Here is a 15,623-nt window from a genome sequence, read left to right on the forward strand (position 1 = left end):
TCCGTTGATAAATGCGCACGCTTCGCTTCTTCAGATTGGTTCTGCACTCTCCGTTTTAGTGTAAAAGTCAGATTCAACATTAGACGCTCTATAATTGTCGCAGCAGTTCCCCGAAGGGCTCTGCCAATGGCGAATATTCTTCCTTTAACGTGACAACGCTGATCTGCAGCGATACACCTGCGACCTCATGTACCTGAATGGGGAACAGCTCCTGATTCTGCACTTCCTTCTTCACCGTGAGTCCCGGGAGAAAAGCAATGCCTGCCCCTTGCATAACCAGTTTCTTCGCTGTCTCCGAATTATCGACATGGTATGTAATATTCGGCGGATGTTCCAGCGAGTCGAAAGCCCGGTGAATGCGAAGCCAGTCCAATGAACCACATTCAAAAAAGACCAGTTGCTCCTGCCGGATCGCTTCCATGCTGACATGCCCGCTCTCAATGAATGGATGTCCTTTGTACACATAGAGCTGGATCGGATCTTCATAAAAAGCAACCGTACGGATCGCAGGATGCATCACCTTGCGTACAAAAGCAAGATCGATCTCCTGACCAAGCAGTTTGGCAATCAGCTGATCCGTCGTTGCAGTCGTCAGTTTGATATTAATTTCGGGGTAAGCTTCCTTGATCTTGGGTAGAAAATCAGGAATGACGTAATTCGATACCGATACTGTACTGCCAAGCCTCAGAGCGTCCGGTGTTGTCCGGCGTTGCTGAATCTTCTGCTTGCCCTTCTGAATCACTTGCAGCACTTGCTGCGCATATGGCAGGAATTTACGGCCTTCCTCTGTCAGGACAATTTGTTTGCCAAGCCGATCAAACAACTTGCAGCCCAGCTCCCTTTCCAGTGACTGAATGCGAGCTGTGACCGAAGGTTGGGACAAGAAGAGTACTTCGGCAGCCTTATTGAAGCTTCCATAATGATTGATATATACAAATGCTTCAATATTCTCAATATTCATGAGCGCCTCCGTATCCACGTCCGCAGACGTTTGATCTTATATTGATTTATCCAATACACTTACTTGGTTTTATGATATCGTAATCCCATCCTTTTCCAGTGTCAATATCAATTCATCCAGCGAGCGATCCAGACGTGTAGTAACATCTGCCGAGAGTACAAACTTCCCATCATCCAATCGTTCAATTCCCTGATCCACAGCATACACACCACCCAGGATATGTCTTCCACCAAGGGCTGCCAGAACAGGCTTCAATGCATAATCAATCGCGAGTAGATGAGCAATAGAGCCACCGATAACGAGCGGAAGTGTCAACTTCCCCCGTAGCCCTTCTTGCGGAATCAGATCCAGGAACAGCTTGAGTACGCCCGAGTACGAGGCCTTATATACCGGCGTAGCCACAATAACTGCATCCGCCGCTTCCACGACAGCAAGTGCATCACGAATGAATGAGCTGTCGAACCGGGCTTGCACCAGATCCTCAGCGGGTAGATCCACAACATGAATGACTTCAACGGTGATGCCTGCCTCCGTTAATTTTTGGCTGCTGTAATCCGTCAGACCTGTCAAACGCGAACGCTTGGAAGGTGATCCTGCAATAATGACGACATGTGACATGAATATCTCCTCCTTGGAATAGCGGTCAAGCCGCTCCTTTTACTTTCGGGTCCAGCCGATCGCGAATATCGTCTCCAATCAGATTAACCGCCAGTACAAACAAAGTGATCGCCAGCCCCGGGAACGTACAGATCCACCAGGCAACCGTCAGATAACCTCTTCCTTGGGAGAGCAATGCTCCCCAATCCGGAATTTCCTTCAACACCCCAAGTCCCAGAAAGCTGAGTCCGGAGCCCGTTAGAATGGATGTCCCTACGCCCAGCGTAGCCATGACCAGCAACGGTGACAACGAATGCGGCAGTACATGTTTCCAGAAAATACGCGTATTGGAACCGCCCAGTGAACGTGTCGCTGTAATGAAAGGCAGACCTTTGACCGATATGACCTGCCCACGCATGACCCGTGCGTACCCCGGAATGGAGGAAACCGCAACAGCCAGTGCAATATTCATCAGTCCTGGCCCAAGAGCAGCTGCAACAGACAATGCCAGGAGCACACCGGGTACAGCCATCAGAATATCCACAGCCCGCATCGTGATGGTATCAACAATTCCTCCGGCATAACCGGAGATAATACCAAGAGCACTACCGACAATACCGCCCACCAGAACGGAAGCAAATCCAATGAGCAGCGAATCCCTGCTTCCATGCACAACCACACTGAAGATATCCCTGCCAAAATAGTCCGTCCCGAACAGGTGCGCGGCAGAGGGAGCCTGCAGAATGGCATCCGTCATCATCTGAGTTGGATCATAGGGCGCAATCCAGCCTGGCACAATCGCACATGCCACGGTAAATACCACCACCAGCAACGCTGCATAAAAGAATAATCGGGATACCGCGAATGAGACGCGATAACGCCAAGGGCGGCGATTCCACAGACGGATACGTCCTACACTGCCCGCCCATGCTTTTTTGTCACCAGCCAAAGGTTTCATGCTCATGAGCAACAACGCCTCCTTCCATACTCCTTGTCAGGACTCTTCTGACTGTTCCATCCAATATCATGTTCGGACTGCACGCCGAACCCGGGGGTCAATGTACGAATACGAGATATCCACCAGCAAGTTCAAGACGACATAGATAATTGATGTGAAAAAGACGACACCTTGCACCACGGGCAGATCCTTGGCCATTAGCGCATCTGCAATAATACGGCCGATTCCTTGTCTGGAGAAGACGGTCTCCACCACAACGGTTCCAGCAAGCAGATCACCGATCAGCATGCCGATTACTGTTACGGCAGGGATCAGTGCATTACGCAGTGCATGACCATACATGATGGCTCGTTCCGAAAGTCCTTTGGCCCGTAACGCCACAATAAACGGTTCATTGATCACTTCCAGCATGCTGTTTCGTACCATCCGTACAATAAATCCTGCACCCACGAGACCCAGTGTGGCAGCCGGAAGAACCAGTGAGCTGAATCCGTCGGAACCCATCGCCGGGAACCAGCCAAGCTGTACCGAGAATAACAGGATGAGCAGTATCCCCGTCCAGAAGGTTGGCATGGAAATGCCGAACAGTCCAACGAGCCGGGCGACGAAATCGATCACGCCATTGCGATGAATCGCAGACAATACACCAAGTGTAATTCCAATCGTAATGGCAATGATCGAGCTGAGTGCGGTCAAAGCCAGTGTCGCTGGGAAATGTTCCAGGATTTTGGGCAAAACCGGATCCGAATTGATCATTGATTTGCCAAAATCGCCACGCAGCATATCACCAAAATAGTTCGCAAACTGGATATAAAACGGTTGATCCAGTCCTAGCTGAACCCGCAGATTCTCGATCATCTCCGGGGTAGCCGAGGACGGGTCCAGCATGAGCAGAACCGGATCACCCGGCAGAAGATACATGATGCAGTACACCAGCACCGAAGCTCCGAATATAACCAGGAGCGATGTTGCGAGTCGTGACAGTATCGTTTGAACCATACCGGGATATCTCCTTCCTGAATCTGGATTGGTCGTTCCTATAGTGCGTGTTCAAAAAGACCAGTTTTCAGTACCGAGAAGATGGAATGAAGCTAGAAATGGAGTAGCGGAACGTAGGAAACTACGTGAGCAACTAAAATGTTTCCAAAGAAAACATACTTCGTAAGCCTCCCGCTTATTTCGGCTAAATTTCATATTCGATGCTGATCATGCCATTAGGCTTGCCTCGTAATCAAAAGTGGACTTTTTGAACAACCTCTGTTAGGGCTGAATGCGGACGTCGTTAAAGAGTGGATACCCCAGTGAATCGAATTTGATGCCTTCGACCTTTTTGGATGCTGCGACGGTATACGGGAATACATAGATCGGCAAAATTACCGCTTGATCAATCAGATATTGCTGGATCTGATTGTAGATCTCGACACGTTTATCCGCGTCACTCTCAACGGCTCCCTGCTCCAGCAGTTCATCGATCTTCGGATCAGACAAACCGGACAATGTCGGACGCTGGCCTTCTGCACTCGTATGATAGAAAGCGTACAAGGCATTTGGATCAGAATTGACCTGACTGTTGCCATAGAGATCATAATCCCAGTTCTGATAGATGACCGTTGCTACGTCTTTTGTAATTTCCACTTCAACAGCGATGCCCACCTGCTTCAACTGCTGCTGAATAATGGCGGCAATGTCATTGCGTTTCTCCCGATTGGGCGAACCATCAACATAACGCAGGGTCAGCTTCTGGCCGTCTTTGGCACGAATGCCGTCAGCACCTTTCACCCAGCCTTGTTCATCGAGCAGCTGATTGGCTTTGTTAATGTCAGGGTTAATGCTTCCTTCCAGCGATGCATCATAACCCAGAATTCCAGGAGACAGTGCAGACCACGCACGTTCGTAGTTGCCCAGATACAATGTTTTGACAATCGATTCCACATCTACGGCGGATTGCACTGCCTGCCTTACTTTCACATCATCCCAAGGCGCTTTGCGCAAATTGAAAAAGAGTGTATATGGCAATCCCACCGTGTTAGCCTGCAACAGTTGCTGGTTCGGATCGTTTTTCAATGCAGCGATATTTTGCGGCGGAACGGTCTCGGCAGCGAGTACCTGGCCACTCTGAACACTTCCGATGCGCGTCGCTTCTTCCGGTACAATTTTGAATGTGATCGTATCCACATGTGGCGCAGCTTTATTTTCAACCGTCTCAGGTCCCCAGTTGTAATCCTTGTTTTTGGCAACGACGATATCCGCATTTTCATCCCATTTCACAAAGGTATACGGACCTGTTCCCACCGGATTTTTACCCAGCTGATCGCCATATTTTTGGGCAGCTGTAGAGGATACGATCCCCAGTAGCGCCTGGCTCAAGTTGCCAAGAAAGGCTTGTGATGGTGATTCCAGATTTACCTTGATGGTATATTCATCAATGACCTCGGAGGAGCTATAGGGTCTAATCAGGGCTAGAGAATTGGCAGCTTTGGTGGCCGGATCAATCACTCGGTCCAGATTGTATTTCACGGCTTCCGCATTAAACGGCGTACCATCATGGAACTTCACGCCTTCACGCAGCTTGAACGTATAACTCTTGCCGTCCTCGGATACGCTCCATTCCGTGGCGAGCCAAGGTTTGATGGAGCCATCAGGCAGTTGCACAACCAGATTATCGTAGATCGTCCGGATGGCGCGTACCGTTACGGCAAGCCCACTGCGATGAGGGTCCAGCGTATCCGGGGAAGTCGCGAGTGCAAAAGTCAGGTTGCCACCTTCCGCTGGCCCGGTTTGATCCCCGCCCGAAGCCTGAGCAGCACCGTTCGTACTGCCTCCCGCCGCTGCTCCGCAACCGGATAATACCATCACCAATACTGCTGCCAATGCCATATATTTCATCCATGAGATAGACCTGTTCATATCGCTTCCCCCTCTGTGTATACAGGTGTCATTATATTGATGCTTATACCAATAATCGATATATCCTATGAGTTAAGTCGGTTTTAAGATAGTGCAAATGGTTGAGTTCATGGCTTATAAGTTAAACTCCAGACTTTACACGTTAACGAAGAGATCAGAACCAATCCGAAGAAGCAACGCGTTTGTGTAAATTGAATAGGACTCCGCTCAATTATGCCAGATCAGATACAACTTGCTCCCTCGCAGCCGTATAACGGTTAACCGGAATTTTCACCCCAAGGTTACCTCGCAATGTATCGTGTTCATAGTCCGTACGATACAGGCCGCGCTCTTGTAGAATCGGAACAACCAGTTCTACGAAATCAGACAATCCACTTGGCAGTTCGGAAGCAATAATGAAGCCATCTGCCGCTTCCGTCTCGAACCATTCCTGAATTTTGTCAGCGACCTGCTCCGGTGTTCCCAGGAATTTGCTACGCGGTGTTGCTGCCCGCAGAGCCACTTCACGCAAGGTCAATCCTTGCTCTTTGGCATCCTTCTTGATCTTGTCGGTTCCACTGCGGAAGCTGTTGCTTCCAATTCCGTTCAGCTCCGGGAAAGGCTCATCGAGTGCATATTGGGAGAAATCATGATGTTCGAAGAAACGTCCCAGATAATCCAATGCTTTGTCAATCGTGACCAGGCTTGCGATTTCCTGATATTTCTGTTCAGCTTCCTCTTCTGTCCGTCCAACAATAGGATTGATACCTGGCAGTATGACAATATCCTGTGAAGAACGTCCATAGGAAGCGGCCCGTGTTTTGACATCCTTATAGAATGCCTGAGCATCTTCAATCGTATCGTGTCCGGTAAAGACAGCATCCGCTTCTTGCGCAGCCAGGTTTTTGCCATCTTCCGAAGAACCCGCCTGGAATATCACTGGCTGTCCTTGCCGTGAACGCGCAATGTTGAGTGGACCCTGTACGGAGAAGAATTCTCCTTCATGATTAAGGGTGTGCAGCTTCGATGGGTCGAAGAATACACCGCTCTCTTTGTCTCTTACAAAGGCATCATCTTCCCATGAGTCCCACAATCCTTTGGTTACCTGCAGATATTCCGTAGCAATGCGGTAACGTTCCGGATGCGTAGGATGGTTGCTCTTACTGTAGTTTTTCGCTGTACCTTCCAGCGGAGAGGTCACGACGTTCCAGCCTGCACGGCCATTACTGATCTGATCCAGGGAACCGAACTGTCTGGCTACGGTGAACGGATCACTATAGGATGTCGAGAGGGTACCCACCAGTCCAATCCGTGAAGTAACAGCAGCCAAAGCGGAGAGGATACTGATTGGTTCGAAGCGATTCAGGAAATGAGGAATGGATTTCTCGGTAATATACAGACCGTCTGCGATAAATACAAGATCGAACTTGCCTTCTTCCGCTTTTAGCGTCTGACGTTTGTAGAACTCAAAGTTAACGCTGGCATCTGCCTGGACTTCCGGGTGTCTCCATGTCGTATTGCTGCCTCCAACGCCGTGTACAATCGCTCCGAATTTCAAACTGCGTTTCGCTGTCATGTGCATTCCGCCTTCCTTGGATTAAAATCTTCAAAGAGAGTTAGCAAGGGCCATTCTGAAGGGTTTACGTATGCGAATTAACTAAAAGTTAACTATTCCTATGAGTTTGGTTTGTTTTAATTTCACAAATCCTATCACTGCCCCGTAAAAGGGTCAACAGCGCGACTAATAGATTTTTTCTATATGAGCATTGAAGATGTGAATTAGAATCATTTACATCTCACAAAAGTTTTGAGTGTTGAACGTTCCAACTGCTGTACAACACCCTATTGCATCATGCAGCAGCCGGAAACGCTTGATTCACAGGTACATATTGATTTCCGTCAGACCGCTGCTGCTTCGTCCGGTTGTGCCAGAAGTTCAGCCAGCTTTTCCAGATCAGGTTCCAGCAAGGCTTCAAACTTGCCGTCCCCTCCCACTTCAATAACGGGTACATGCCGAATGCCATATTTTGCTTCAAGCACATCACGCAGTACGTCGTTACCCTGCACTTCAATGTTCTCAAAAGGCTGGTTTCGCTCTGTCAGAAATGCTTTCACTTCCCCGCAGAAATGACAGCCTGTTTTGCTCCACAGCACGACTTTTTTGGTTGATGATGACATCGACATACCTCCTGATTAGTTTTGAGATCAAGATCTGGGCGATTGAATATGAACGCCCTAGACCTTCAATTCCCATCTGTTAAATAAGAATTATGGCTCTAAATGTACTCCTGTGCCCTTCCTGCGTCAATGGATCTGCTAATAGAATAAACCTATAACCAAATAGAAAGATTAAATTTTAAATTTGAAAGATAAAACATTTTACTGGAATGAATCGCTCTGCTCCAGTCGTCCAACTACCCACTCATATGTAATATTCGGATGCGGAATGAATCAGAGCGATTACACAGGATATCGCTGCATCTTCCATTCCGCATCATGCTGCTTATTCGCATATACAGATCGCCTGACATTACAGATCCGGGTTCAAGAGCTGTGGTGGGGCGATAATCGGCCAGCCTTCTTCCATCGAATTCAGTTGGTCCGCAGACACGCTGAGAATATGCCCGGAATGTATACCCCAACGTTCTGCGGCATAGACCGATACAAATCGTCTCCGTTTGCCTCCGCTGATCTGATATCGAATCTCAGGTGCATCCACTGTGGCGACAATACTTCCTTCTGCCCAGACCTGGGGAGAACCCTGAACCACTTTGTTCTGCAACTGATGTGCCTCCATCGGCCAGCCGTGCACTTCACCCGCTAATATCAGTGCTTCTCCGGCGGGAATGGCGAGCAGATCCGGTTTGGCAACCTGAACAGGAGATATTCCACGCGGTACAGGGATGTTCAACTTACGCCGCCGACCGCCAGTTAACGTATAGACATCACCTTTGGCATCCGACAGGAACGAGCCTTCCGGGTAGAAATCACAACTGCGTCTATACTGTAGTGCCGGATCTTGGCTACCCTGCGTCGAGATTCGCTGACGCGGATCAATCGGGCTTGTGTCTCTGTCCTCTAGTTGACCGGATGAGGTACCCGAGGATTGTTGCTTCGCCAACCGGGACGTCTCGGCAACCAGCGCATGAGGATCTCCCCACTTTTGACTATAAAATTGCTCGTTATCCTTGTTCACTACTGCAAAGTCCTGCTCACCCAATGCTTTCATGCTGACACTTCCAAAGTGATGGATAAAGGCATCACCGGCTACCGCAAGCTGGTATCCTGCCAGCTTCACCCGGATGATCCAGTCGTCATCTTCAAAATTCCCCACTGCGTAACCTTCGTCCAGATAACCTACCCGTTCCAGCAGCTCCCGCGAGAACAGCCAGCAGAATCCGACCAGCCGATCAGTGATTCGATGTTTGTCTGCATCCGGACGATTCTGTGCGGCGGCAAAAGACCACATCTCTCCTACCTCACGATATGGAACCTCAATCTGCTGATCCCCGCCAATATAGTTGGTCACCGGACCTACCACACCAATCTTCGGATCACTGGCAAGACAAGTCATCATGTTATCCAGCCAGCCCGGAGTAACCAGCGTATCGTTGTTCAGTACGACGATATGTCGCCCTCTCGCCATCATCAGCCCATGATTAACTCCTCCGGCAAACCCCCGATTCTGATCCAGGGCAGCAACCCTCACCATGCCGCCTTTGCGGAGCATGGCCTTAGCAGTTCCATCCTTGGAGCCATTATCCACGACAATGATTTCGAAGGGGGCAGGGGTATGCTTTTCGATACTGGACACACATTGCAGCACATACTCCCGCTGATTGTACGTGGGAATAATGATGCTAACTCCTTCAAAAACAAGACCAAATGAACTCTGTCCCTGGCGGACACCTTCGTCATATCCTCTACGATAACCCTGTTTGTAAAGCCTGGCTCTGGCTGTGCGGCTGCTTCTACCATTACGTCTGGATCTCCGCGTTGAGCGACGACCTGCTGCATGCAGGACGGCCTTGGCAGGTCGCGAGACATCGCGCTGTGTGGCAGGACGGGCCGCTTTTTTTCCGCTGTTTATGCTGCCATTCCGGTTGATTTCACTGCGACTGTTGTCATTACGAGTGCTGATATTTGGCGTGATGTTGTGATGACTGTGACCATTTCGACGGATGACGTTTCGAGCATTAACCTTGTTGCTGCGGCCATGACGTTCTCCCCCGCGCTGTTGATCGGGTGTGCTCATATTGCTCCCTCCATTTCCACTCGTCCGTGAGGCCAATGTGCACTTGACCAGCCTCCGGACGGTCCACTAGAGTTGAAGCTCTCCTTTTACCAGTTTGTCAGCCAAATGTCCAAAATCAAGAGCGACCTTGCCGAGTTCACCCGCAATTCGCCGACACAGAATAACCGCCGGAATACCCGCTGCCACCAATGCGATATCGAAGGCATGTTCTGCGGTTAGCTGCATCACCCTCGGAATATCTATGACTCCCGCCACAGAACCAATGATGCCTGTGACATGAATCCCCCGGTTATGCAGCAGTGCTCCGAGCTCTGCAGCCTGGCTGCCTATAAGCAAAACCCGGCGCCCTTGCAGCACCGGCAGCAGCAAGCCAGACTGGTGCAGACTGTAATTGATCGTGGAGCTGGTCAACTTCAGCCGGGACCAGTCGATTCCGAAGTGGCGAAATACAGGGAAGAGCAGCCCCTGGAATGTGGGCGCCCGCGAGATCGGGACGCCAACCCAGTCGGCGGCCTGAATGGCTTCCGCAAGCATGGCGCGGATGTCGGGGGTTGAGCATGGCACCCCTGCATAGGGCAGAAACGGTGCCAGCTCCTGCACTTCCTGGCCTGGCAGCACCGTATCGGCTGCCAGCGTCAGCAGTTCGCCATCTCCGAGGCGAACAACAGACAAGGGGCGCTGTGCATCCAGCGCCGCCACGATGTGTCCAGCCATCTCATGCGGGCTGGACAGCCGGGTCAGGCTGGGCGCATATTGGCGGAATCCCGCCGCGATCAGATCTGCCGCCGCCACGGCAGGCAGAATGTGATCCGGCGGGATGTGCTGCGCCACCAGCGCCTCCCCGCCGGCGAATACGCCGTCGCGGTAGCCCTCGGCGTAGCCGCCGGGCACGACCTCCGCCTGCACTGCGTGCTCCGCAGGCGGAGGCGGCAAGCCCTTCGCGCTGCCCGCATGCGCGGCGGCAGCGCCTCCCCGCCCCGTGGGAGCGACACCCTTCGGGTGTGTCGCCTGGCGCGGGGCGGGGCCAGCACCGCTGGCAGGCATCGCCTGTGGCGTGCTGGCTTGCGGTGCTGGCATGGGCGCACGGCGCATCGCCGTGCGCTGCTTGGCGCGGGCAGCGGCACGCCGGCCCCGCGCTGGTGCAGGCCTGCGCCCAGCAGTGGCCTGGCGCAGGCCGGCTTTGCCTTTGCCGGGGCGGCTGGCTCTTGCCGCTTTGCTCGCGCTCGCACGGCCAGCTTTGCCTGCTCTGCCAACAACACTGCCTGTGCTGCTCGCTTTGCCTGCACGGACCTTATGCGCTGCGCCGGCAGAGGTACCCACTTTGGTCGGGGTACTGCGTTTCCCTGACTTTACACCTCTGACTCCAGTAGGCCCGGTACCTGCTGCTGCCGGAGTACCACTGCCCATAAATACGGTCGGGTGGATGCCCCGGGGCTTACCTGACACGGTGGCCCTGGCAGACTCAGTGCGTGTCACTACTCTCACGCCATTCCCTCCTTTGGCATGCACGATTGTCGCTGCGCAAAGCGCCGGAGCATCCTTCCAGCTCCGGCGCAGGGTGTTCTGCTCCCATGGGGCACCGCACAGCGGCAGCATCAGGCGCATTCATTTTAGGGCAATTGTCCTTTCATGCGGACAGCTGCTTCCTGGAGCGAATCAAATGTACCTGCATCACTCCAGTATTTCTGCAAAATATCGTATTCCAGTCCGCCAGCAGACGCGTAGTGATTATTCACATCCGTAATTTCAAGTTCTCCGCGCGCAGACGGCGAGATATTGCGAATCAGGTTAAATACATGATCATCATACATGTATATTCCCGTCACACAATAAGAGGTTTTTGGCTGGCTTGGCTTCTCCTCAATGTACGAGATTCGCTCTGGATGCTTGGGATCAAATACCGGCACCCCGTAACGTCGTGCATCATCCACCTCTTTGAGCAGAACTCGTGCTGTACCCGCAGGTTGCTGCATGTAGCGGTCCACATAAGGCTTCAGGTCGTCGCTGAAGAGATTATCCCCGAGAAGCACAACAAATCTTTCGCCGGGAAGAATAAAGGAGGTGGCCAGATCCAATGCTTCCGCAATCCCGCCTGCCTTTTCCTGAATGCGATACGTCAACTTGACCCCATGATCCGCTCCGCCACCAAGATACTCTGTATACAGACCGGCGGAATGTTTGTTAATTACAATCAATAGTTCATCAATGCCTGCCTGGCGGAGCCTGTCGATGCCATACATAATCATCGGATGTTTACCGACTGGAAGCAGATGTTTGTTAATGAGCCGGGTCAGCGGATACAGTCTAGTTCCTGTTCCGCCGGCAAGAATTACACCTTTCATTCCACGTTCCCTCCTTCATCGGATATGTCCATATATTCAAGCGGATCGACATGCCATTTGTTCATAAAAATCGAACGATTACGCTCAAGCAGCTGTTTCCACGCTACCGGATCTGTCTTCTGGAAGCTGGCACTTCCCTGATGATGCACAAGAACATCTCCACATACCAGCAAGCGATATCCCTGCAATCTTGCTCTATAACAATAATCGTCATCCTCATAGTGTCCCGGAGAATATGCCTCGTCAAGCAGTCCAACCGATTCCACGACATCTCGTTTCATCAGCATGCACAGACCGACGATCCGGCGTACTTCCCTCCACCTTGAAGAATCCGCAACATTATTGGAATGGGCCAACTCCTGAAAATGTTCCATGTTCCGAAACGCCAGTTCAATCTGCTGGATGCCGCTTGCATAATTCGTAACAGGACCCGTGATCCCAATACTTGCGTCACTGTACAGAGCCGTTCGCAGGTTCTCCAGCCAACGGGGCGTGACCGTAACATCATTGTTCAACAGCAACAGCTCATCCCCGCAAGCTGCACGAAGTCCAGCGTTACACGCTGCCGGAAATCCACGATTGTCCGGGAACCTTACAAATCGAATTCGCTCCAACGCGCAATATTCAGCCGTTCCATCCGTCGAACCGTTATCTACAACGATAATTTCATATGACGCAGGATCGCCCGAGTATTGACGTATGGCATCGATGCAGGGCCTAATCAGATCCAGACCGTTGTACGTTGGGATAATCATACTCGTCAGTGTCATCTGGCGTTCCTCCTGTAAGCCACTTCTGCACGGGAGAGTGTATGTGCCTGGGCTGGATTCCAACCCGTACCCAGCAATGTAGCCAGTGCCTCTAGATGATCACCGATGATCAATCTGGCGACATCATTCCCACTTCCCGTGTTACCAGGACGCAACCGATTGGAACGAATAACATCCACCTGACTTGGTGCAGATACGCTCATTCCATGCTGAATAGCCAGGCTTTGTGCCTTAGGTGGAACGGCCAGTGACGCTGGCTTCACGGTCTGAATCATGCGACGAGACAATGCATGGGGCACGGCCGTCATGGAATTGGAACCGAGATCTGCCCGGCCTAATGTTCGGTTCAGATATGCCTTGATCCGGCTTACCTCATCCTGCCCTGCAAACGCAGGAAGCAAAGACGTCAGATTATTCAACGCTACATCCTGCCCTCGATCAACTGCGAACAGGAAGGGTGCAAGCTCTTCAGCCGAGACGACCATATCTCCATCCACAAAAAGTACCGACTCCGCATCCGTCATCTTGGCTCCAAGTGCACGCCCGACATCATGTCCTGCCCGATCCGGTTCATAGACTACGGTAAGTCCAGGCTGCTTCAGTACCTGTTTCAAACTGTCATCTGTCGTTCCATTCAGTACGACAATGATATCCGTCAGAGGCAGCCGCTTTAGTTGCAATAACACCTGCCCCAGTGTGTGTTCCTCATTACAGGCACAGACAATGGCAGCAGCCGAATGACGAAGGGGTAGCGGCACAATCTGGAATGAATGTCCCGAGGCATGGGCATAACCCTGCATAAATGCCTTACCTGCCTTCAGGGCTAGATCAAAGTTGCTTAGCTCCGTAACGTTCGCCGCGTGTACATTCCACACGAGACGTGCGTGTTTGTCTGATGCTGTGTTGTTCGCCTTCGCCTCGTTTCCTGCAACTTGCCCCGCTTTCCACATCAAGTGCAGATCCACTTGGCCCGAAGTTGATCGGCTTCTTCTTGTTTTTTGAATAGCTACATGCTTCTTGTTCCCATGACGCTTGTTAATGACTGTTCTTCCCGCTGTCGTTCGTCTAGTTGTTGTCCGCCTGCGGCGGGCAATTCCTGAACGTCCCTTCATTTCCTCACCTCCAGCATGCTGCATCATCTGATGCGACATGCTTACCTCGCCAGGTTGCGAACACGTTTCAGATCAGTATAACCTCCGCGGGGACCGAGCGTATCCGTAATCCATTTGATCGCTGCCATATGATCATTCAGCACCACTTGACTTAACGGATCAGGTCCGCTTCGCTTCTTGATTCGTACTGCATTCATTCTACCCACGGGTACGTGATGAACTGCGCGTACCCGAAGTCCGCCGATCACTGCCTTGGCTTGTGCGAGTGGCGGAACTTCCAGTGAGAATATTCCCATGACCTCAAGTCCTTTTCGGCTTATTGCATGTGGAATAGCTGTCATGGATGCCCCACGGAGATCGGATCTTCCAAGTATGCTATTCAACATGTGTTTGGCCTCCACTACCGGATGAACAGGATGATGAGTGACCGGCCCATGGTAGTCGTTAAGCGCCACATCGGTTCCCTTCAGCACTGCCTTCACATAAGGTGCCAGGTGCTCTGCAGGAATTGCGATATCTGCATCAGTAAAAAGCAATACCTGACCACAGGCCGCCTCTGCGCCTACTTTTCTTCCTCCATCATGCCCTAGCGCTTCTGCATACGTAAGCACTCGTGCTCCAGCCCGTTTGGCTGCATTAGCCGTACCGTCTGTTGAACCATTCACAATGACAAGCACTTCAGCATCACGGCATATCCGCAGCGCTTCACGTACAACTGCGCCAATCGTTTTCTCCTCATTCATAGCAGGGATAATCACCGAGAGCAGCGGACGCTGAGAATCATCCCTTTGTGCAAGAGCATCACTCATGCCATTTTCCGCTCCATTCTCTACTCCATCCTTAGCCTGTGACATCAGCTTTCTGGATGGAATAACGAACGTATAGGCCTTTGTACCCTTTTTGTGTCCAGACTTCCATCTTCGTTTCTTCAGCACTGTTTTTCTGCGTGTCACATTTGAGCGGGTTGCATAACGTGCTGTGGTACGGGTTTTGCGCAACAGTTTCACCTCCCGCATTCAATCATCGGCATGCCAAGGGAGTACACGTTATTCTATGTATTCGTGGAGCAGTGGAAACGGCGTATGTCCTTGTACGAAGCAGGTTCTCCCTGTGAACACAAGGGTACAGGCCTTGATTTTAGACAAAATACGTCAAAATATGTGAAAATCGCTACCTCTCCCCTACTTCAGACACAATTTTAGAAAAAATCTAAATTTGCATCTTTTCCAAAGTTTTACACTGTGATAATATACGTTCCAAGCAGTTTTATTTACAAAAATAACCTTATCGTGAACATAAGTTCCCATTTATCTTTGTGACTGAATTTATTGACCTTAGGTTGATTAGATGAGGACCTCATTCACAGAAACTGTTAAACCGATTCATTCTACTCTTGAGAGGAGTGATGCCGTTCAGAACACACTGCCTTCGTCATTTACGCAAACCCGGATTGAACACCCCAGTTTTCCGTGAACGAATCTTCTACCTGCGCAATTGGACAACCCCCGGCTTTCTGAAAGAGGAACACAATAGACGATTAAACCTTCGGGCTGAACTGAATAAACGGTTATCCTTTCGTTTGGTGTCGTACTTCACACTTCCCGAGCCAAGGCCAAGCCGATTTTGTTCCAATCGTTTCTTGTCTCATTCCACGCTTCAGGTTCAGCCCCACGCTCCGCGCTGCCTAAGTTGCAGACGGAATTCCAACCGAGATTGGCATGATAGTTATCCAACAAAAAATA

13 protein-coding genes are annotated in these 15,623 nt (G+C 51.0%); all 13 read right to left on the reverse strand.

The features are described from left to right. Positions 1 to 88: 88 nt before the first annotated feature. The 13 genes from NKT06_RS25340 to NKT06_RS25400 all read right to left on the reverse strand — a co-directional run bounded on the left by NKT06_RS25340 (position 89) and on the right by NKT06_RS25400 (position 14,879). Positions 89 to 961 carry a LysR family transcriptional regulator gene (locus NKT06_RS25340; protein ID WP_253440548.1) on the reverse strand — a complete coding sequence of 291 codons (873 nt, stop codon included), beginning with the start codon at positions 959 to 961 and terminating at the stop codon, positions 89 to 91. A 69-nt stretch (positions 962 to 1,030) separates the two neighbouring features. Beyond that, positions 1,031 to 1,579, reverse strand: coding sequence for an NADPH-dependent FMN reductase (ssuE, locus tag NKT06_RS25345; RefSeq protein ID WP_036605818.1), 549 nt, complete (start codon positions 1,577 to 1,579; stop codon positions 1,031 to 1,033). A gap of 25 nt (positions 1,580 to 1,604) precedes the next feature. Further along, positions 1,605 to 2,522: an ABC transporter permease gene (locus NKT06_RS25350; RefSeq protein WP_091037784.1), complete on the reverse strand. Its 918-nt coding sequence runs from the start codon at positions 2,520 to 2,522 to the stop codon at positions 1,605 to 1,607. 60 nt (positions 2,523 to 2,582) lie between these two features. Beyond that, on the reverse strand, positions 2,583 to 3,515 hold the full coding sequence (locus tag NKT06_RS25355) for an ABC transporter permease (RefSeq protein ID WP_036605816.1): 933 nt from the start codon (positions 3,513 to 3,515) through the stop codon (positions 2,583 to 2,585). Between the two features lie 261 nt (positions 3,516 to 3,776). Continuing rightward, complete coding sequence (locus NKT06_RS25360) at positions 3,777 to 5,423, reverse strand: ABC transporter substrate-binding protein (RefSeq protein ID WP_253440550.1); 1,647 nt, start codon at positions 5,421 to 5,423, stop codon at positions 3,777 to 3,779. 211 nt (positions 5,424 to 5,634) lie between these two features. Continuing rightward, on the reverse strand, positions 5,635 to 6,978 hold the full coding sequence (locus NKT06_RS25365) for an LLM class flavin-dependent oxidoreductase (RefSeq protein ID WP_253440552.1): 1,344 nt from the start codon (positions 6,976 to 6,978) through the stop codon (positions 5,635 to 5,637). Between the two features lie 323 nt (positions 6,979 to 7,301). Continuing rightward, the gene (locus NKT06_RS25370; RefSeq protein ID WP_253440555.1) at positions 7,302 to 7,580 is read right to left on the reverse strand and encodes a glutaredoxin family protein; all 279 of its coding nucleotides are present in this window, start codon (positions 7,578 to 7,580) and stop codon (positions 7,302 to 7,304) included. 352 nt (positions 7,581 to 7,932) lie between these two features. Continuing rightward, the gene (locus NKT06_RS25375; protein ID WP_253440557.1) at positions 7,933 to 9,657 is read right to left on the reverse strand and encodes a glycosyltransferase family 2 protein; all 1,725 of its coding nucleotides are present in this window, start codon (positions 9,655 to 9,657) and stop codon (positions 7,933 to 7,935) included. 66 nt (positions 9,658 to 9,723) lie between these two features. Continuing rightward, complete coding sequence (locus NKT06_RS25380) at positions 9,724 to 10,563, reverse strand: GT-D fold domain-containing protein (RefSeq protein ID WP_253440559.1); 840 nt, start codon at positions 10,561 to 10,563, stop codon at positions 9,724 to 9,726. Positions 10,564 to 11,267: 704 nt separating this feature from the next. Beyond that, a complete protein-coding gene (locus tag NKT06_RS25385; RefSeq protein WP_253440561.1) occupies positions 11,268 to 11,999 on the reverse strand; it encodes a sugar phosphate nucleotidyltransferase in 732 nt (243 codons plus the stop codon). Further along, positions 11,996 to 12,769, reverse strand: coding sequence for a glycosyltransferase family 2 protein (locus NKT06_RS25390; protein WP_253440563.1), 774 nt, complete (start codon positions 12,767 to 12,769; stop codon positions 11,996 to 11,998). Before NKT06_RS25390 ends, NKT06_RS25385 begins: the two co-directional genes overlap by 4 nt. Further along, on the reverse strand, positions 12,766 to 13,881 hold the full coding sequence (locus NKT06_RS25395) for a glycosyltransferase family A protein (protein WP_253440565.1): 1,116 nt from the start codon (positions 13,879 to 13,881) through the stop codon (positions 12,766 to 12,768). The genes NKT06_RS25390 and NKT06_RS25395 overlap by 4 nt, the downstream gene beginning before the upstream one ends. A gap of 41 nt (positions 13,882 to 13,922) precedes the next feature. Beyond that, positions 13,923 to 14,879, reverse strand: a complete 957-nt coding sequence (locus NKT06_RS25400) for a glycosyltransferase family 2 protein (RefSeq protein WP_253440567.1) — start codon at positions 14,877 to 14,879, stop codon at positions 13,923 to 13,925. Positions 14,880 to 15,623: the final 744 nt, after the last annotated feature.

Origin of the sequence: Paenibacillus sp. 1781tsa1, from assembly GCF_024159265.1 — a bacterium.
Taxonomy (GTDB): Bacteria; Bacillota; Bacilli; order Paenibacillales; family Paenibacillaceae; genus Paenibacillus.